Raw genomic sequence first — 20,367 nt, forward strand, 5'->3', positions numbered from 1 at the left:
GTGGTAACCGGCGGCCCGGGCGCGGTATTTTGGATGTGGATGACCGCCATTTTCGGTATGGCCACCAAATACGGCGAGGGCGTGTTGGCGGTGAAATACCGCGTCACCAATTCCAAAGGCGAAATGTCCGGCGGCCCGATGTATTACATCGAAAAAGGCTTGGGCAAAAACTGGAAATGGATGGCCGTCGCATTTGCGCTGTTCGGCACATTCGCTTCCTTCGGTATCGGCAGCTCGGTGCAGTCCAACTCGGTTGCGCAGGCAGTGCAAACCAGCTTCGGTGTCGAACCTGCCTACACCGGCGTGGCCTTGACCGTATTAACGGCCATTGTGCTTTTGGGCGGCATTAAGGGTATTGCCAAAGCCGCGTCCTTTATCGTACCTGCCATGGCAGTGTTTTATGTAGTAGGTGGTATTGCCATTATCGCGATTAATTCCGATGTATTGATGCCTGCCGTCAAACTGATTTTCTCCGATGCGTTTAGCGCGCAAGCTGTGGCCGGCGGTGCCATCGGTACGGTCATCCGTTACGGCGTGGCGCGCGGCGTGTTCTCCAATGAGGCGGGTATGGGTTCTGCGCCGATTGCCGCCGCAGCCGCGAAAACCGACCACCCTGTCCGTCAGGCTTTGGTTTCCATGACCGGTACTTTTTTGGACACCATCGTTGTCTGCTCGATTACCGGTATCGTTTTGGTCATGGGTTTGCTCGGCGCAGGCGGCGAGTTTGTGAAACCTGAATTGAGCGGCGCGGCGCTGACAACCGTCACTTTCCAAAAAATGCTACCCGGCATCGGCGGCTGGATTGTCACCATCGGCCTGATTTTCTTTGCCTACTCAACCATTCTCGGCTGGTGTTATTACGGCGAGAAATGCGCGGTTTACGTCTTCGGCGAGAAGTTTGCCGGTTTGTACCGCGTGGGTTATGTCTCTTCCGTCATGCTGGGAACCGTGTTGAGCCTTGATTTGGTGTGGCTGGCTTCGGACACATTCAACGGCTTGATGGCATTACCCAACCTGATTGCGCTTTTATTGATGGCGAAAGTCATCGTCAATGAAACGCGCGACTTCAAACAAAAAATCAAAAACGGCGAATTGCCGCATTGATGTCCAAGGCCGTCTGAATCTGAATATTCAGACGGCCCGATAGATAAAGTTTGTTTTGAAAAAGTCAGAGGAGGAGAAAAATGAAAGTGCTTGTTTTAGGTGCTGGTGTTGCCGGCGTATCTTCCGCGTGGTATCTGGCAGAGGCCGGACATGAAGTAACGGTCATCGACCGCGCCGAGGGCGTGGCGATGGAAACCAGTTTTGCCAACGCAGGCCAGCTCTCTTACGGCTATACCACGCCGTGGGCTGCACCCGGTATCCCGACCAAAGCGCTGAAATGGCTGTTTAAAAGCCATCCGCCTTTGCTGTTTCGCCCTGACGGCAGCCTGTATCAAATCGAGTGGCTGTGGCAAATGCTGCAAAACTGCACGGCAGCGCGCTATCAAATCAACAAAGAGCGCATGGTCAGGATTTCCGAATACAGCCGTGAAATGTTCCGCCGTTTTGAAGCGCAAACCGGCATGAATTTTGAAGGGCGCAAAAAAGGGACGTTGCAGATTTTCCGTCAGGCTAAAGAAGTCGAAGCGGCAGAACAAGACATTGCCGTTTTGGAACGCTACGGCGTGCCGTACCGCCGTCTGAAACCCGAAGAATGCGCAGAGTTTGAGCCTGCGCTGGCGCGCGTTACCGCTAAAATTGCCGGCGGTCTGCACCTGCCTGCGGATGCGACCGGCGACTGCCACCTCTTCACTGAAAACCTATACAAATTGTGTCTGGAGAAGGGCGTACAGTTCCACTTCAACCAAACCATCAGCCGCATCGACCACAACGGGCTGCGCATCAAAGCCGTTGAAACCGAAACAGGGCGGTTTGAAGCAGATGCCGTTGTCTGCGCGCTCGGCTGCTTTAGCAGGACTGTGTTGGCGCAGTTGGATCTCAATCTGCCCATTTATCCCGTCAAAGGCTATTCCTTGACCTTGCCAGTCACCAATTCAGACGGCGCGCCGGTGTCCACCGTTTTAGATGAGAGCTACAAAGTCGCCATCACGCGCTTTGATAACAGAATCCGCGTCGGCGGCATGGCGGAATTGTCGGGCTACGAAATCAAACTGCCCGAAAAACGCCGCGAAACCTTGGCTTTAGTCGTCAACGACTTGTTCCCAGAAGGTGGCGATTTGAACCAAGCATTGTTCTGGAGCGGCCTCAGACCGATGACGCCCGACAGCACGCCGTTAATCGGGCGCACTCGCTTTGATAATCTGTTCCTGAATACCGGCCACGGCACTTTGGGCTGGACCATGTCGCTAGGTTCGGCAAAATTAACCGCCGATATCGTGAGCGGTAAAGACACCGAAATCCGCAGCGACGATTTGAGCCTGTCGCGCTATCAGGCTTAAGTTGGAAAGCGCTAAGGTTTAGCGGCATTTCAAATTTAAAGGCCGTCTGAAAATCATTTTTCAGACGGCCTTTTGTTTCAAAATCCGTGTACCCAATTAATAAAATAAATAATAACTATTATCATATGCATTAAAACGTGTTAGTCTGAACCTGTCCCAGCTTTTAGCGCAGGTTTTCTCATGCCCGATTTTTCGATGTCCAATTTGGCCGTTGCCTTTTCCATCACGTTGGCTGCCGGTTTGTTTACCGTATTAGGCAGCGGCTTGGTGATGTTTTCCAAAACGCCTAATCCGCGCGTGTTGTCGTTTGGTTTGGCATTTGCCGGCGGTGCGATGGTGTATGTCTCCCTGACGGAGATTTTCAGTAAATCCAGTGAGGCGTTCGCTGAAATTTATGATAAAGACCACGCGTTTGCGGCGGCGACCATGGCATTTTTGGCTGGGATGGGCGGTATCGCGTTGATTGACCGCCTGGTGCCGAACCCGCATGAAACCTTAGATGCGCAAGACCCGTCTTTTCAAGAAAGCAAACGCCGCCATATTGCGCGAGTCGGTATGATGGCGGCGTTTGCGATTACGGCGCACAATTTCCCCGAAGGCTTGGCGACGTTTTTTGCCACCTTGGAAAATCCGGCGGTCGGGATGCCTTTGGCCTTGGCGATTGCCATCCATAATATTCCGGAGGGCATTTCCATCGCCGCGCCGGTTTATTTTGCCACCCGCAGCCGTAAGAAAACGGTATGGGCGTGTCTGCTATCCGGCTTGGCCGAGCCTTTGGGGGCGGCTTTGGGCTATTTGGTTTTGCAGCCGTTTTTATCGCCTGCCGTGTTCGGTTCGGTGTTCGGCGTGATAGCCGGCGTGATGGTGTTTTTGGCGTTGGACGAGCTGTTGCCGGCCGCTAAACGCTATTCAGACGGCCACGAAACTGTTTACGGCCTGACAACGGGTATGGCGGTGATTGCCGTCAGCCTGGTATTGTTCCATTTTTAAAACCCGTATGCCAAAGGCCGTCTGAAATGATTCAGACGGCCTTTTTGCGTTATAATCCGCACATCAAAAATAACCTTAATTTCACAAAGTTCCATCATGTTAGACAAATACAATCCAGCCGAAATCGAATCCAAACATTATCAAAACTGGGAAGAGCAGGGCTATTTCCAGCCTGATATGGATTTGACCAAACCGTCTTTCTCCATCCAACTGCCGCCGCCCAACGTAACCGGTACGCTGCACATGGGCCATGCCTTCAACCAAACCATCATGGACGGCCTGACCCGCTACTACCGCATGAAAGGCTGCAACACCGCCTGGATTCCCGGTACCGACCACGCGGGCATTGCCACGCAAATCGTGGTCGAGCGTCAGCTTGCCGCGCAAAACGTGTCGCGTCATGACTTGGGCCGCGAGAAATTCTTAGAAAAAGTATGGGAATGGAAAGAAGTTTCCGGCGGTACGATTACCCAACAAATGCGCCGCGTGGGCTGCTCTGCCGACTGGACGCGCGAATATTTCACGATGGACGACGTCCGCGCCGAAACTGTTACCGAAGTGTTTGTGCGCCTGTTTGAACAGGGCTTGATTTACCGCGGCAAACGCTTGGTGAACTGGGATCCGGTATTGGGTACCGCAGTGTCGGATTTGGAAGTGGAAAGTGTGGAAGAACAAGGCTCTATGTGGCACATCCGCTATCCGCTGGCCAACAATCCCGCCGAAGCCGTGATCGTGGCGACCACCCGTCCCGAAACGCTGCTGGGCGACGTTGCCGTTGCCGTCAACCCTGAAGACGAACGTTACACCCACTTAATCGGCAAAGAATTAATCCTGCCGCTGACCGGCCGCACCATTCCTGTTATCGCCGACGAATACGTTGAAAAAGACTTCGGTACCGGCTGCGTGAAAATCACGCCTGCGCACGACTTCAACGACTACGAAGTCGGCAAACGCCACGACACGCGCTTGGTTAATGTGTTCGACTTGGAAGCCAAAGTGCTGGCAAACGCCGAAGTGTTCAACTTCAAAGGCGAAGCGCAACCAGGCTTTGCCCTGCCTGAAAAATACGCAGGCTTGGACCGCTTTGCCGCGCGCAAACAAATGGTTGCCGATTTGCAGGAACAAGGCTTCTTGGTCGAAATCAAACCGCACACGCTGATGACGCCGAAAGGCGACCGTACCGGTTCCGTGATTGAACCGATGCTGACCAGTCAATGGTTTGTCGCTATGTCCGCCACGCCAAACGGCGGCGAGCCTGACAGCGAATTCAAAGGCTTGAGCCTCGCCGACAAAGCCAAAAAAGCCGTTGATAGCGGCGCGGTACGCTTTATCCCTGAAAACTGGGTCAATACCTACAACCAATGGATGAACAACATCCAAGACTGGTGTATCTCACGCCAACTGTGGTGGGGCCATCAAATCCCTGCGTGGTACGACAACGAAGGCAATGTGTACGTCGCTCGCAATCAGGAAGAAGCCGAAAAACAAGCCGGCAAAACAGGCTTGACCCGCGAAGAAGACGTATTGGATACATGGTTCTCCTCCGCGCTCGTGCCGTTCTCTACACTCGGCTGGCCGTCTGAAACCGACGAACTCAAAGCCTTCCTGCCGTCCAACGTCTTGATAACAGGCTACGAAATCATCTTCTTCTGGGTAGCGCGCATGATTATGATGACCACCCACTTTACCGGCAAAGTACCGTTTAAAGACGTGTATATCCACGGCATCGTACGCGACCACGAAGGCAAAAAAATGTCCAAATCCGAAGGCAACGTCATCGACCCTGTGGATTTGATCGACGGCATCGACTTGGAAAAACTGCTGGTAAAACGTACCACCGGCCTGCGCAAACCCGAAACCGCGCCGAAAGTGGAAGAAGCCACGAAAAAACTCTTCCCCGAAGGCATTCCGAGCATGGGCGCGGACGCATTGCGCTTCACCATGGCGAGCTATGCCAGCCTCGGCCGCAGCGTCAACTTCGACTTCAAACGCGCCGAAGGCTACCGCAACTTCTGCAATAAATTGTGGAACGCCACCAACTTCGTGTTGATGAACACCGAAGACAAAGACTGCGGTCAAGACGAAATGCAGCCGTTGGCGTTTACCTTTGCCGACCAATGGATTATCGGCAAACTGCAACAAGCCGAAGCCGCCGTTGCCGAAGCCTTTGAAACCTACCGCTTTGACCTTGCCGCGCAAACGCTGTACGAATTTGTGTGGAACGAATATTGCGACTGGTACATCGAGCTGGCAAAAGTGCAAATCCAAACCGGCTGCCCGACAACCCAACGCACCACACGCCGCACCCTCGTGCGCGTACTCGAAACCATCCTGCGCCTGCTGCACCCAATCATGCCTTTCATTACCGAAGAGCTGTGGCAGGTTGTTGCGCCTCTGGCGAATGCCAAAACCGCCGACAGCATCATGTTGGCCGCCTATCCGCAAGCCGATAAAGAACAAATTGTTCAGACGGCCTTCGACAAAATGGCCGCATTGAAAGACTTGGTGGAAGAAGTGCGCAAACTGCGCGGCGAAATGGGTATCGCGCCAAACGTCAAAGCACCGCTCTTCGTCGAAGGCAGCGCAGAACTCGAAGGCCTGCTCAAATACTTGCCGTCGCTGACCCGACTGACCGAAGCCAAGCTGGTGGACAGCCTGCCCGAAGCGGAAGACGCACCTGTCGCCGTCTGCAACGGCGCGCGCCTGATGCTCAAAGTGGAAATCGACAAAGCCGCCGAAACCGCCCGCCTGACCAAAGAAGCCGAAAAACTGCAAAAAGCCTTGGACAAACTCAACGCCAAACTGTCCAAACCCGGCTACACCGACAAAGCACCGGCGCATCTGGTGGAAAAAGACAAAGCCGATTTGGCGGAGTTGACGGATAAGATGGGAAAAGTGGAAGGGCAGTTGGCGAAGTTGAAAGGGTAGTATTGTTTGGTTGTGAGAAAGGCAGCCTGGAAACGGTTTCAGGCTGCTTTTTTCACTGACTTTAGAAACAAACCCTAATTAGGTATTTTATGGAACAAATAGCAAAACAAATTATTGAATCCGAAGTAGGACAGTCTATTAGAAGACTTCTATATATATCACATGATTATTTTAGCAATGCTGGAACAGGAATAATTATAAAACTCAATAATAAATACTATCTCTCATGCCTTTACCACTCTTTTTCAGATAGAAATAACGAAATTGATGAAGAGGCAGTTCGAGGTTTACAAATAATGTATAAAACATATTTAGGAGATTTTGATAGGGAAAATATTGAATTAGAAAAATTATTGCTTATTCCTCCTATGAACTGCTCTGCGACCACAATCCAAAATGATTTAATGCTTAGTGAGGAAATCTTAACGATGGAATTAGCAGGAATAAACAATTTAACTCCACACGGATATTTAGATTTTGATGACGATAAGATGCGACAATATTTATTGTCTGATAAAGATCCAATTCTAGGTGAAACTTTATTTGCTTATGGATTTCCGTTAGAGAAAAATGAAATTGATTTTGAAATAAGTGATGATGGTAGTATCAGCCAAATAAACAGAGTTAATCATGAGGCTAGGCTTTTTGGCGGTAGATGTATAAGAGATGAAATTGGATTTGCTATAAAAAAAGAAGATGCCAATAGCGAATTTGGTATGACTGTTAATGGCATGAGTGGCGGTGTAGTTTTAAGAGCATGTGGCAACTCCATTGAATGGGTCGGTATTGCTATGCGCGCAAATGATGATTTAATCAGGTTTATTCCATATTATTTAGTTGCTAAGTCAATTGTAAAAAATATTTCAGACAGAGAAATAAACGTAAATTGAGCAAGCAGCATAGCTTGAACCAAGACTCAACCAAACCATTAAATCATCTGTTTTGCGTTGGGTTTACAACCCAAGCGACCAAAAGGCCGTCTGAAACTGCTCTTTCAGACGGCCTCCCCATTTTCAGGTTGCCCTTCCCCAAGGCAGCCTGAAACCTTTACCCCGCCCCAAACCCATCCGCCGTCATTCCCGCCTGCGCGGGAATGACGGTGTTTGTTGCTTTTCAGACGGCCTTTTTCTTTTTCAATCCATCAAATTCAATCAAACCAAACAATCTGACTTTCATCCACGCTGATGCGGATTTCCTGTCCGGTTTGCGGTTTGTCCGTATCGTGGTCGGCGTGGGGATACCAAATTAAATCGCCGTATTGCGGATGGGCGAGGGTAAGGCGTATGCCTTCGGCGAGGGGGACGGCTTCGCTGATGCGGACGGCCGTGCCGTTCGGGTCGAATCGGATGGCGTGTTGGGGGATGTAGCGTGTGTCGCCGGTGTTGGCCAAACCGAGCAGCAGGGCGGCTTGGGCGTTGACGGGGCGGCGGATAAGGGTTTCCGGCGTGCCGTGTTGGAGGATGCGGCCTTCGTGCATGATGGCGATGGTGTCGGCCATGGTGCAGGCTTCCTCGGCGGAGTGGGTCACGAGGATGGCGGGGATGTTTTGACTGCGGATGCGTTCGGCGGTCAGGGTGCGCAGGTGGTGACGCAGGTGGGTGTCGAGGCTGGAGAAGGCTTCGTCTAGGAGCAACAGCGACGGGCGCGTGATGAGGGCGCGTGCGAGGGCGAGGCGTTGTTGTTCGCCGCCGGAGAGGCTTTCGGGTTTGCGTTGCGCTTCGTGTTCCAAACCGATGTCGCGTAAGGCCTGCATGGATTGTTCTTCGATTTCGGCTTTGGGCAGGCGGCGCATTTTGAGGCCGAAGCCGACGTTGTCGAGGGCAGTTAAGTGCGGCAAAAGGGCGTAGTCTTGAAACATCAGCGAGATATTGCGTTTTTCAGACGGCATGTCGGTGATGTTGTCGCCGTTGAGCCAGACTTCGCCGCTGTCTGGATGCACCAGGCCGACGATGGTTTTGAGCAGGGTGGATTTGCCGCAGCCGGAGCGGCCGAGTACGGCGAGGATTTCGCCTGCTTCGACGTTTAGGTTGATGTCTTGGGCAACGGTTTTGCTGCCGAAGCGTTTGTTGATGTTTTTGAGTTGCAACATGGTTTCAGACGGCCTTTAAAAATGGGGTCGGCAACGGATGCTGTCGAGCCATGCGGACAGCGGATGTTTGGGGTCGATTAGGCCGTATCGACGGCAGGCTTCGATCGTGACCAACTGGGCATCGTGCATCATGTGTCCGCCCAACATGGCATCGAGCAGGGTGGGGATGTCCATCAGTTCAAAACCGGCGACTTCGCCGTCTTGGTTGGCGGGTTGGAAGCCTTCGGGCAGGACGATGTCGAAGATATACAGAATTTCGTTGTGGACACCGCGGTTAACGGGGCGCAAACTATATATTTGGGCAGTCGGTCGGATATGGGGTGTCAGAGAAGCGGGAATACCAGCTTCTTCTTCGCCCTCGCGGCAGACGGCTTCAGACGGCATCTCACCGCTGCTGATACCGCCTCCGGTCAGATTGTCGAGTTTGTTCGGATCGACGGCTTTGTGCGGACTGCGGCGGCCTATCCAAAAGCGCAGACTGTTTTCTGTTTCGACTAATCCGTTCAAATGCACTGCCTGACTCATTAGGCCGAACGGACGGAAGGCGGCGCGTTCGAGTGCGCATAAAGGCTTGCCCGACTGGTCGCAGATGTCGAACTTTTCACCGCGCCAACCTTTGAGCCAACCGCAATCGCGCCATTGTTGCGCCAGCGTTTGCAAACTGTCGCCCATTTCTGCCCAGCTGTCGGTTTCCAAATTCAGGCCGTCTGAAAGGGTTGACTGCCTGCCTGTCCAATCTTGCCCGAGGCGTTCGCGCCATGATGGGTTCAGACGGCCTAAAGGCAGGCTGTTGAGATACAGAATGCACCAATCGTCGGATGCGCCATAGCTTGTTTGCGCCCAATCCCACAATGCGTCGTGGATATCGGGTGTGAATACTTGTTCAAAACGGAAAGACTGAGACATGGCGCATCCTCCAAAAGAACTAAAGATACGTCGATTTTAGCCGTTTACGGCGAATTTGCAAAACAACCATACCCCTTGAAAACCGCTATAATAGAGTAAACCATCCGAAACGAGCACATCATCATGAGTGAATTGACCGATATCCTTTCCTACAACCAACGTTTCGTTGAATCGGGCGAGTACGAAAAATATTTCACCAATAAATACCCCGGCCGCGAGCTGGCCATCCTTTCCTGCATGGACGCACGCATTATCGAATTGTTGCCCAATGCCTTGGGCTTGAAAAACGGCGATGCCAAGCTCATCAAAAACGCCGGCGCGCTGGTGACCCACCCTTGGGGTTCGGTGATGCGCAGTTTGTTGGTGGCCGTATTTGAACTCAAAGTCAAAGAAATCATGGTCATTGCCCACCACGACTGCGGTATGCGCGGATTGCACGCCGAAGAGTTCCTCCAACGTGTACACGACAGCAATATCCCCGACGACCGCATCGAAACCCTGCGCAATGCCGGTATCGATTTGGACGGCTGGCTGACCGGTTTTGACAACGTCGAAGACAGCGTGCGCCATACCGTCGAGCTGATTCGCAAACATCCGCTGATGCCCGACAACATCGCCATCCACGGCCTGGTCATCCACCCGACCACAGGCAAGCTCAACCTGATTGTTGACGGCAGCCTGCCTGCTTCAGACGGCCAAAACATCTAACGCAGACACCACCACGAAATGAAAAACATCGGATTATTCGGCGGCACGTTTGACCCCATCCACAACGGCCACCTCCACATCGCCCGCGCCTTTGCCGACGAAATCGGTTTGGACCTTGTCGTCTTCCTGCCGGCAGGCGACCCGTACCACAAAGACAGCACGCGCACGCCGGCACAAGAGCGCCTCAATATGGTTGAACTCGCCATCGCCGACGAGCCGAAATTCGCCGCCAGCGACTGTGACATCGTCCGCGACGGCGCGACTTATACGTTTGACACCGTCCAAATCTTCCGCCAGCAGTTTCCCGGCGCGCAACTGTGGTGGCTGATGGGCAGCGACAGCCTGATGCAGCTGCACACATGGAAAAAATGGCAAACCCTCGTGCGCCAGACCCATATCGCCATCGCCATGCGACAGGGCGACAACCTCAACAAAACCCCGCGCGAATTGCACGCATGGCTCGGCGAAGCCCTGCAAAACGGCAGCGTCCGCATCCTCAACGCGCCGCTGCACAACACCAGCTCCACCCAAATCCGTGCCAATCTCGCCAAAACGCACCATTCAGACGGCCTGCCGCAACCCGTTGCCCAATACATCCGCCAACACAAACTCTATGAAAAATAGCGTTTATTCAGGCAGATAAGCTATAATGCCGTCTGAAAACATTTCAACTAGGAAAATAATGAACGAACAAGAATTGCAAGACCTGCAAAAAATGGTCGAAGTGGCCGTAAACGCCCTCGAAGACATTAAAGCCAAAGACATCTCTGTTTTGGAAACCCAAGACAAAACCTCCCTGTTCGCCCGCATGATTATTGCCAGCGGCGACAGCACACGCCAAGTCAAAGCACTGGCGAACAACGTTGCCGTCGATTTGAAAGAAGCCGGTTTTGAAATCCTCAGCACCGAAGGCGACAGCGGCGAATGGACGCTCGTCGACGCAGGCGACCTCGTTGTCCACGTCATGCTCCCTGCCGTGCGCGACTTTTACGACATCGACACCTTGTGGGGCGGAGAAAAACCGAGTTTCCACGCCGGTATGCAAAAACCTTGGCACGCCGCCGACTAAAACGGTTTATCCATACAAAGGCCGTCTGAAACTTGAAAGCAAGCAAGTTTCAGACGGCCTTTTGCTATAATTCCATTCTTTTCATATTATTTAATTTATTGCACCATCATGCCGCAACCCGATTTCGCCCAAACCCTCTCCAAAGACCGCCATTTCCTGCAATCTGCCTTTAAAAACCCCAAAAAATACGGCGGCTTGGCCAAGGTTGAGGAAAAATACAAAAAATCGCACGATCTCTATCTGCAACGCCTGTCCAAACTGCCCAAGCCCGAATTCGACAACACGCTGCCCGTTCACGAAAAACTCGACGAAATCAAAAAAGCCATTGCCGAGAATCAGGTAACGATTATTTGCGGCGAAACCGGTTCGGGCAAAACCACGCAGTTGCCCAAGATTTGTTTGGAACTCGGGCGCGGGGCGGCAGGATTGATCGGGCATACCCAGCCGCGCCGTTTGGCTGCGCGTTCCGTAGCAGAGCGGATTGCCGAAGAGCTGAAATCCGAAATCGGCAGCGCGGTCGGCTATAAAGTACGCTTTACCGACCACACCTCGCGCGATGCCTGCGTCAAGCTGATGACCGACGGCATCCTGCTGGCGGAAACGCAGACCGACCGTTATCTCGCCGCCTACGACACGATTATCATCGACGAAGCGCACGAACGCAGCCTGAATATCGACTTCCTCTTGGGCTATTTGAAACAACTGCTGCCGCGCCGCCCCGATTTGAAAGTCATCATCACCTCGGCAACGATAGACGCAGAACGCTTTTCCCAACACTTCAACGGCGCGCCTGTGCTGGAAGTAAGCGGACGGACGTATCCTGTTGAAATCCTCTACCGACCGCTGACCAGCAAAGACGAAGATGATGCAGAAGTCGAGCTGACCGATGCGATTGTCGATGCAGCCGACGAATTGGCGCGACACGGAGAAGGCGATATTTTGGTGTTCCTGCCGGGCGAACGCGAAATCCGCGAAGCCGCAGAAGCCCTACGCAAATCCACGCTGCGCCGCAACGACGAAATCCTGCCCCTGTTCGCACGTCTGTCGCACGCCGAACAGCACAAAATCTTCCACCCCTCCGGCGCAAAACGCCGCATCGTGCTGGCGACCAACGTCGCCGAAACCTCGCTCACCGTGCCGGGCATCAAATACGTCATCGACACCGGCCTCGCGCGCGTCAAACGCTATTCTGCACGGGCAAAAGTGGAGCAGCTTCATGTCGAAAAAATCTCCCAAGCCGCCGCCCGCCAACGCTCTGGCCGCTGCGGCCGCGTTTCCGCAGGCGTCTGTATCCGACTGTTTTCAGAAGAAGATTTCAACAGCCGCCCCGAATTTACCGATCCCGAAATCGTCCGCAGCAACCTCGCCGCCGTCATCCTGCGCATGGCATCGCTGAACTTGGGCGATGTGGCGGCATTTCCATTTTTAGAAATGCCCGATTCGCGGTATATCAATGACGGTTTTCAGGTATTGCTGGAGTTGGGTGCGGTAGAGGCCGTCTGAAAATAAAATCTTTCTTAATCAAATGGCAGGCCATGTTTCATTTTCAGACGGTCTAAATCATTGAGAAGCTAAAAACTATTAAAAAGGGAATATTGGGTTTTAAAACTCAATCGGTAAATTTTTTATTGTGAAATATTAATGATGAAAAAATCTTTCCTCGCGCTTGTTCTGTATTCATTTCTACTTACTGCCAGCGAAATTGCCTATCGCTTTGTATTCGGGATTGAAACCCTGCCGGCTGCGAAAATTGCAGAAACGTTTGCACTGACATTTGTAATTGCTGCGCTGTATCTGTTTGCGCGTTATAAGGCTTCACGGTTGCTGATTGCGTTGTTTTTTGCGCTCAGCATTATTGCCAATAATGTGCATTACGCGGTTTATCAAAGCTGGATGACGGGCATAAATTATTGGCTGATGCTGAAAGAGATTACTGAAGTCGGCAGCGCGGGGGCGTCGATGTTGGATAAGTTGTGGCTGCCTGCGTTGTGGGGCGTGGCGGAAGTCGTGCTGTTTTGCAGCCTTGCCAAGTTCCGCCGTAAGACGCACTTTGCCGCCGATATTTTGTTTATTGCAGCGATGTTGCTGATTTTTGGACGTTCATTCAGTACGACGCAGGAACACGGTATTTCGCCCAAGCCGACATACGGCCGTATCAAAGCCAATTATTTCAGCTTCGGCTATTTTATCGGACGCGTATTACCGTATCAGTTGTTTGATTTAAGCAAGATTCCTGTTTTCAAACAGCCTGCGCCAAGCAAAATTGGGCAGGGCAGTGTTCAAAATATCGTTCTGATTATGGGCGAAAGTGAAAGCGCGGCGCATTTGAAACTGTTTGGTTATGGGCGCGAGACTTCGCCGTTTTTAACCCAGCTTTCGCAAGCCGACTTTAAGCCGATTGTGAAACAAAGCTATTCTGCCGCTTTGATGACGGCTGTGTCCCTGCCCAGCTTTTTCAATGCGATACCGCATGCCAACGGCTATGAACAAATCAGCAGCGGCGATACCAATATGTTCCGCCTCGCCAAAGAGCAGGGCTATGAAACGTATTTTTACAGCGCGCAGGCGGAAAACGAGATGGCGATTTTGAACTTAATCGGTAAGAAATGGATAGACCATCTGATTCAGCCGACGCAGCTTGGCTACGGCAACGGCGACAATATGCCCGATGAGAAGCTGCTACCGCTGTTCGACAAAATCAATTTGCAGCAGGGCAAGCATTTTATCGTGTTGCACCAACGCGGTTCGCACGTCCCATACGGCGCATTGTTGCAGCCTCAAGATAAAGTATTCGGCGAAGCCAATATTGTGGATAAGTACGACAACACCATCCACAAAACCGACCAAATGATTCAAACCGTATTCGAGCAGCTGCAAAAGCAGCCTGACGGCAACTGGCTGTTTGCCTATACCTCCGATCATGGCCAGTATGTGCGCCAGGATACCTACAATCAAGGCACGGTGCAGCCCGACAGCTATCTTGTGCCGCTGGTGTTGTACAGCCCGGATAAGGCCGTGCAACAGGCTGCCAACCAGGCTTTTGCACCTTGCGAGATTGCCTTCCATCAGCAGCTTTCAACGTTCCTGATTCATACGCTGGGCTACGATATGCCGGTTTCAGGTTGTCGCGAAGGCTCGGTAACGGGCAACCTGATTACGGGCGATGCAGGCAGCTTGAACATTCGCGACGGCAAGGCGGAATATGTTTATCCGCAATAAGTGGCATAAAAACCAATAAAGACAAATTAAGATGATGTCGGGGAAGATGCCCGACCGACAAGACTATGCAAAATATGAAAAACCAAGTACGTGGATCAGGCATTGATGCACGGTCCAATCCAGCCAATGTTTCAGACGGCCTACAAAACAGTTCGGGTCATATCGGTGCCAACACGCGCTACCGCCTGACCAAACTCGGCGAACAAATGGCGCGCCTGCCCATCGATCCCAAAATCGCGCGCATTTTGCTTGCGGCGAAGAAACACGACTGCATGGCGGAAATATTGGTGATTGCGTCCGCGCTGTCGATTCAAGACCCGCGCGAGCGGCCGCTGGAGGCCCGCGATGCCGCCGCCAAGGCGCATGAACGCTTTACCGACAAGCAATCCGACTTCCTTGCCTATCTGAACATTTGGGACAGCTTCCAGCGCGAGCGCGACAAAGGTTTGTCCAACAAGCAGCTGGTGCAGTGGTGCCGCCAATATTTCTTGTCGCACCTGCGGATGCGCGAATGGCGCGAGCTGCACCATCAGCTTGCCCAAACCGCGATTGAAATGGGCTTGACCACCAAAGAATCCGCGTTTAGACAACCTCCTACCCAAGAGCAATTAAGGCCGTCTGAAAGCCAAGGCGACCAAGATTTGGCGGCCAAACTCAAACAAAAACAACTAGATAAGAAACAACACCGCGCCCAAATCCGCGCCGCCAAAGAAGCGGGCTACGAACAAATCCATCGCGCCCTGCTGACCGGCCTTATCGCCAACGTCGGCATGAAATCGCCCGACGGCAACGACTATACCGGCGCGCGCGGCAGCCGTTTCCACCTTTTCCCTGCATCAGCCCTGTTCAAAGCCAAACCCAAATGGGTGATGGCGGCAGAATTGGTTGAAACCACGCGCCTTTACGCGCGCGACGTCGCTGTTATCCAGCCCGAATGGATAGAGCAGGAAGCGCCGCACCTTGTCCGCTACCATTATTTCGAGCCGCACTGGGAACAAAAACGCGGCGAAGTCGTCGCCAGCGAACGCGTTACGCTTTACGGCCTGACCGTATTGCCGCGCCGCCCCGTGTCTTACGGCAAAGTTGCGCCCGAAGAAGCGCGCGAAATCTTTATCCGCGGCGCATTGGTGGCGCAAGAAAGCAATCTTCAGACGGCCTTTTTTGCCCACAATAAAAAGCTGATTAAAGAAATTACCGAACTCGAACACAAATCGCGCAAGCAAGACGTATTGGTCGATGACGAAGCCCTGTTTGCGTTTTATAACGAACGCCTGCCCGAGCTGGTGTGGAAAGACGCGAAAGGCGGCGTTTGGGGAAGCGAAGAGGGCGGACAAAACCAGTCGGACAAGACAGCCGATCAAAACGGATCAGACAACAAGACCAATCAGCATGCCGCAAAAGGCAAAGGCCGTCTGAAACCTTTACCCCTTGCCGATATTCGCACCTTTGAAGCTTGGCTCAAAACCGCCGAGCGTGACAATCCGCGCCTGCTGTTCCTCAGCCGCGACGATTTGATGCAACACGCCGCCGCGCACATTACCGAAGAGCAATTCCCCAAATTCTGGCAAACCGCAGACGGCAAGTTCAAACTTTCCTACCGCTTCGAGCCGCACCATCCGCTCGACGGCGTGACCATGACCGTGCCGCTGACCGTCCTCAACCGCCTGCACGCGCCGTCGCTCGAATGGCTGGTGCCCGGTATGTTGCGCGAAAAAATCCAGCTGCTGATTAAAGCCCTACCGAAGCAAATCCGCCGCATTTGCGTACCCGTACCCGATTTCATCACCAAATTTCTCGAAAGCAATCCCGACCGCCAAGCGGCCATCATTCCCCAGTTGGCGCACTTTATCGCCAAAAGCGCCGGCGATATGCGGATTCTCGAGCAAATCGACCAAGACGCATGGGCGGCGCAAGAATTGCCCGAACACTGCTATCTGAATCTGCGCATTATCGACGACGGCGGACAAGAGCTTGCCGGCGGCCGCAAACTGCACGAATTGCAACAACAACTCGGCCAAGCCGCCGCCGTTACCTTCCGCGACAACACTCAAGAATTTGAGCGCGACAACGTGACCACATGGGATATTGGCACCCTGCCCGAATCCATCAAATTCGCCCGCGGCAAACAACAGCTCACCGGCTACCTCGGCCTGCAAAAAGAAAAAGACGGCCGCATCGCCCTGCGCCTGTTTGACACCACCGAAGCCGCCGAACAGGCACACCGTCAAGGCGTAATCGAATTGATGAAGCTGCAATTAAAAGAGCAGGTAAAAGATCTGAACAAAGGCATCCAAGGCTTCACCCAAGCCGCCATGCTGCTCAAACACATCAACGCCGACACCCTGCGCGACGACCTCACACAGGCCGTCTGCGACCGCGCCTTTATCGGCGAAGACGAGCTGCCGCGCAACGAAAAAGCCTTCAAAGAGCAAATCAAACGCGCCCGCAGCCGCCTGCCCGCCGTCAAAGAAGCCCTCAGCCGCTATTTGCAGGAAACCGTCGCCGCCTACGCCGAACTCAACAGCAAACTCGGCAAACACCCATTGACCCACCTCCTAAGACTACGCCTGCAAACCCTGCTCGCCGCCGGCTTCGCCACCCGCACCCCGTGGGTACAATGGCCGCGCCTGCCCATCTACCTCAAAGCCATGACCCTGCGTCTCGAAAAATACAGCGGCAACCCAGCACGAGACGCAGCCCGCGAAGCCGATATTCAAGAACTGGAACAAATGTGGCAAGAAAAAACCGACAGCTTGGTGAAACAAGGACAACCCGTTTCAGACGACCTCGCCGCGTTTAAATGGATGATTGAAGAATTGAGGGTGTCGCTGTTTGCGCAGGAATTGAAGACACCGCATCCGGTGTCGGTGAAAAGACTTTTGAAAGAATTAAATTTTTTAAATTAAGGAAACGAAACAATGAAAATAGATGGAAAACTTACTGAAAGTGCTTATATTTATTTAAAAAATCATGTTTATTATGAAAACCTAAATCTTTTTATGAGAGGACGGATATCCTCTTTTGAGAAGAAAAATAAACTATTAGATGAAGGTGGGGAAAATATTTTTGAGAAGATTGCTAAAATTATATCTGATAATAACACAGATGAGCTGGATAAATGGATAAATAGTATCTCATTTAGAATTATTCCTAAAAGTTTTAAAGCTAGTTCTCAAGAAAATAAAACCAATGAAGAAGGTAGATTCATCAGTAATGATAAACGTACGGATACACATAATCCTGAAAAATTGAATTATTTTATTGATGCTAGTGCTGAAGTTTATATTATAGATATGTTATGGAGCCTGTATGTTGGACCAATTTTAGATGGTATGCTTACAGAGGATTGTTATGGAAATAGATTACGAAATCATGCTAAAGAGTTTATAAAAAAGTACGTTGAAGGTAATAATGCAGGAGATGTATCAGGACATAATAACTTATTTATTCGTTATATAGATCAGTATAATAAATGGAGAAATAATGCTATAAATAGAGCAAGATTGTTATCCGAGGATAATAGTTTTGGAATTATCTCATTGGATTTAAAAGAATTTTTCTATAATGTCGACATAGATTTAGATAAAGTTGAAAAAATTATTGTAAGCCAAGATATTAAAAAATGTAGCCAAGATATTATAGATAATGCCTTAAAGTTAAATAACTTACTAAAACGTATTTTTAAAAAATATTATGCAGTGGTTAAAAAGGGGTTAAACGTCACTCATAATAAATGTAAAGATAAAAAAATACTGCCAATAGGGCTCACATCATCATCTATATTGTCAAATTGGTATATGATTGATTTTGATAAAAAAATACAGGAAAAATTAAAACCCATTTATTATGGAAGATATGTAGACGATATATTGATTGTGTTGTCAAATCCTATATTTGATGAAAAAGACCCTTTAAAAAGCCTATATAAAAAATATTTCGTGAATACCCGTATTTTAGTAAGCGGTAACGACAACGAAAGTTATATTATAAAAGGAAAGAATATTTCTATTCAAAAAAAGAAAGTTGTATTTCAATTTTTTGATAAGGCTAATAGTAAAGCTGGATTAGAACTATTTAAGCAAGAATTAGATGAACGGAGTAGTGCGTTTAAATTTTTGCCAACAGAGCAATTTTATAGAGAGATGGATGAATTTGCTTATGAGATATTATTTAGTGGTCCATCTGATAAGTTACGTAATGTTATTGGGGTTGTTGAAAATGAAACTAAGCTTTCACAATATCTATCTAGTTGCATAACGGCAAATAGATTGTGCAAAACAAGTGAAAAGAATAAAAATATAGTAATTTCACAGCTAATGTTGTTTTTTAAAGGATGTAATTCACTAAAATTTAGTAGACTATGGGAAAAGGTGTATCAATATTCTTTTGTTGTAAATGATATAAAATTTGCAATTAAATTTTATAATCATTTAGCTAAAGAAATAAACATAATTAGCTACTCAGGAAGGAATAATAAATTTCTTACAGAAAAGATTAGGGAGGATTTATGTTTTTATAACCAAATTTCTTTTTCGCTTTCCCTAGCATTAATTAAATATCCAATTGAGGAAAGTCCAGAAATTAAAAAATTCTTTTATAGATTTCCAGACTTAACGGATTTAATGGAATTAGCAGATGAATTTAGGTATTCTAATTTAATTAGACACCACTTAGTAGCATGGCCTTTATCAAATTATACTTTATATGAAGGGAATTTAATTGATGAAAATAAGATACTGGAAGATATAGCTTCAGAGAATCAATTTCATCATGAAATTGATAGACAAAAAAAGAAATACTCTCCTAGATTTCTCCATATTGATGAGTTGCAAATATTCAAATTATCACAGAAACTAAGATGTAATAGCTTGAGTGAGTGGCAGGCTGAATTTGCAAGAATGCGAAGTGGTTTCGTTAAATGGAAAAATGAAGAAGAAATAAATAATAACAAAAATATTGATAAATTTTCATTGTCAATTAATGATGCGTCTCGAAGAAATAATTATTTCAAATTAGCTATTGCAAATTTAATTGTAAATAATGAAGATATTATTAATGCATTAAGAGATGATGAAGAACCGAATTTAAGTTTTGATAGGCAAAAAGTAATATATCAAATTCTGAATGCTGCGGTAAAAGAAAAAGTGGATCTATTGGTCTTACCAGAAGTATCTATTCCTATCAGTTGGCTACCATTTATGGCGTCTTTTTCTCGTAGAAACCAAATAGGATTAATTTTTGGATTAGAACATTGGGTAATTAATAAGGTTGCATTTAACACTTTGATTGAACTGTTGCCATTTAGTCAAAAAGAAGGTTTTAAAAATTGTTATATAACGGCAAGAGTTAAAAATCATTATGCCCCTGCAGAACTTGAATGTATGCGAAGTTTTGGATTAGTTGCTGGAAATGGAACAAACAATAGATATTCTTATCATAAGGTAAATTGGAGAGGAGCTTGTTTTGCGACTTATAATTGTTTTGAATTGGCAGATATCACACATCGTGTTTTGTTTAAATCGGAAATTAACTTATTAATTGCTTGTGTATGGAATAAGGACACTAATTATTATCAACATATATTAGAATCTGCTGTAAGAGATTTACATTGTTACACTATCCAGGTAAATACATCTCAATATGGTGGTTCATGCGTTTTACAACCAACAAAAACAGAGCAAAAAACCCTTCTTTATGTAAAAGGAGGAGGCAATCCTTGCATTTTAACTACTAATCTTGATATTCAAAGATTACGTAAGTTTCATTACCAACACACCCCTTTATCTGGAGATATATTTAAACCATTGCCTCCCGGCTTTCACAAACCGTAGCCCCAAAAAAAGGCCGTCTGAAAGTATTTCCCAACTTTCAGACGGCCTTTTTTATATTCATATCCCTATTTATTTTTCCAACCGTGCAATCAGTTCGTCGGCCAAGTCGAGATAAGCCTGTGTGCCTTTGGCGTGGGCGTCGTAGGCGAGGGCGGGGAGGCCGTGGCTGGGGGCTTCGGCGAGGCG

15 protein-coding genes are annotated in these 20,367 nt (G+C 49.4%); 12 read left to right on the forward strand and 3 right to left on the reverse strand.

Annotation, left to right across the window (positions count from 1 at the left end; genetic code table 11):
• The 5 genes from ACTHSP_RS08785 to ACTHSP_RS08805 form a co-directional block, all read left to right on the forward strand.
• The coding region (locus tag ACTHSP_RS08785; RefSeq protein ID WP_440345968.1) for an alanine/glycine:cation symporter family protein at nt 1–1,104 on the forward strand (1,104 nt) is incomplete at its 5' end.
• Nucleotides 1,105–1,184: 80 nt separating this feature from the next.
• Nucleotides 1,185–2,441 (forward strand): D-amino acid dehydrogenase, encoded by a 1,257-nt coding sequence (locus tag ACTHSP_RS08790; RefSeq protein WP_314511401.1) that lies wholly within the window; start codon nt 1,185–1,187, stop codon nt 2,439–2,441.
• Nucleotides 2,442–2,621: 180 nt separating this feature from the next.
• Entirely contained in the window at nt 2,622–3,431 is an 810-nt protein-coding gene (zupT, locus tag ACTHSP_RS08795; protein WP_002224778.1) for a zinc transporter ZupT, read from the forward strand.
• Nucleotides 3,432–3,527: 96 nt separating this feature from the next.
• Nucleotides 3,528–6,359: a valine--tRNA ligase gene (locus tag ACTHSP_RS08800; RefSeq protein WP_440345969.1), complete on the forward strand. Its 2,832-nt coding sequence runs from the start codon at nt 3,528–3,530 to the stop codon at nt 6,357–6,359.
• Nucleotides 6,360–6,448: 89 nt separating this feature from the next.
• Nucleotides 6,449–7,249: a hypothetical protein gene (locus tag ACTHSP_RS08805; protein ID WP_440345970.1), complete on the forward strand. Its 801-nt coding sequence runs from the start codon at nt 6,449–6,451 to the stop codon at nt 7,247–7,249.
• A gap of 257 nt (nt 7,250–7,506) precedes the next feature.
• Here the strand turns inward: ACTHSP_RS08805 and ACTHSP_RS08810 are convergent, their stop codons facing one another.
• Both ACTHSP_RS08810 and ACTHSP_RS08815 read right to left on the reverse strand, forming a co-directional pair.
• On the reverse strand, nt 7,507–8,448 hold the full coding sequence (locus ACTHSP_RS08810) for an ABC transporter ATP-binding protein (protein WP_440345971.1): 942 nt from the start codon (nt 8,446–8,448) through the stop codon (nt 7,507–7,509).
• Nucleotides 8,449–8,463: 15 nt separating this feature from the next.
• The gene (locus ACTHSP_RS08815; protein WP_440345972.1) at nt 8,464–9,354 is read right to left on the reverse strand and encodes an NUDIX domain-containing protein; all 891 of its coding nucleotides are present in this window, start codon (nt 9,352–9,354) and stop codon (nt 8,464–8,466) included.
• A 123-nt stretch (nt 9,355–9,477) separates the two neighbouring features.
• Here ACTHSP_RS08815 and ACTHSP_RS08820 point away from each other — a divergent pair, with 123 nt between their 5' ends.
• The 7 genes from ACTHSP_RS08820 (at nt 9,478) to ACTHSP_RS08850 (ending at nt 20,181) form a co-directional block, all read left to right on the forward strand.
• On the forward strand, nt 9,478–10,062 hold the full coding sequence (locus tag ACTHSP_RS08820) for a beta-class carbonic anhydrase (protein WP_070461258.1): 585 nt from the start codon (nt 9,478–9,480) through the stop codon (nt 10,060–10,062).
• A gap of 18 nt (nt 10,063–10,080) precedes the next feature.
• Nucleotides 10,081–10,686, forward strand: coding sequence for a nicotinate-nucleotide adenylyltransferase (nadD, locus tag ACTHSP_RS08825; protein ID WP_003749340.1), 606 nt, complete (start codon nt 10,081–10,083; stop codon nt 10,684–10,686).
• A gap of 58 nt (nt 10,687–10,744) precedes the next feature.
• Nucleotides 10,745–11,131, forward strand: a complete 387-nt coding sequence (gene rsfS / locus ACTHSP_RS08830) for a ribosome silencing factor (RefSeq protein WP_002246503.1) — start codon at nt 10,745–10,747, stop codon at nt 11,129–11,131.
• A 108-nt stretch (nt 11,132–11,239) separates the two neighbouring features.
• Nucleotides 11,240–12,634, forward strand: coding sequence for an ATP-dependent RNA helicase HrpA (gene hrpA / locus ACTHSP_RS08835; protein WP_204787761.1), 1,395 nt, complete (start codon nt 11,240–11,242; stop codon nt 12,632–12,634).
• A gap of 138 nt (nt 12,635–12,772) precedes the next feature.
• On the forward strand, nt 12,773–14,350 hold the full coding sequence (gene lpt3, locus ACTHSP_RS08840; protein WP_440345973.1) for a lipooligosaccharide phosphoethanolamine transferase: 1,578 nt from the start codon (nt 12,773–12,775) through the stop codon (nt 14,348–14,350).
• Nucleotides 14,351–14,415: 65 nt separating this feature from the next.
• Nucleotides 14,416–17,256, forward strand: coding sequence for a DUF3418 domain-containing protein (locus tag ACTHSP_RS08845; RefSeq protein ID WP_440345974.1), 2,841 nt, complete (start codon nt 14,416–14,418; stop codon nt 17,254–17,256).
• 12 nt (nt 17,257–17,268) lie between these two features.
• Nucleotides 17,269–20,181: a reverse transcriptase domain-containing protein gene (locus tag ACTHSP_RS08850; RefSeq protein WP_440345975.1), complete on the forward strand. Its 2,913-nt coding sequence runs from the start codon at nt 17,269–17,271 to the stop codon at nt 20,179–20,181.
• A gap of 69 nt (nt 20,182–20,250) precedes the next feature.
• Here the strand turns inward: ACTHSP_RS08850 and ACTHSP_RS08855 are convergent.
• A partial coding sequence (locus ACTHSP_RS08855; protein WP_440345976.1) for a ParA family protein occupies nt 20,251–20,367 on the reverse strand: 117 nt, incomplete at its 5' end.

The organism is Neisseria sp. P0001.S005 (assembly GCF_051963715.1).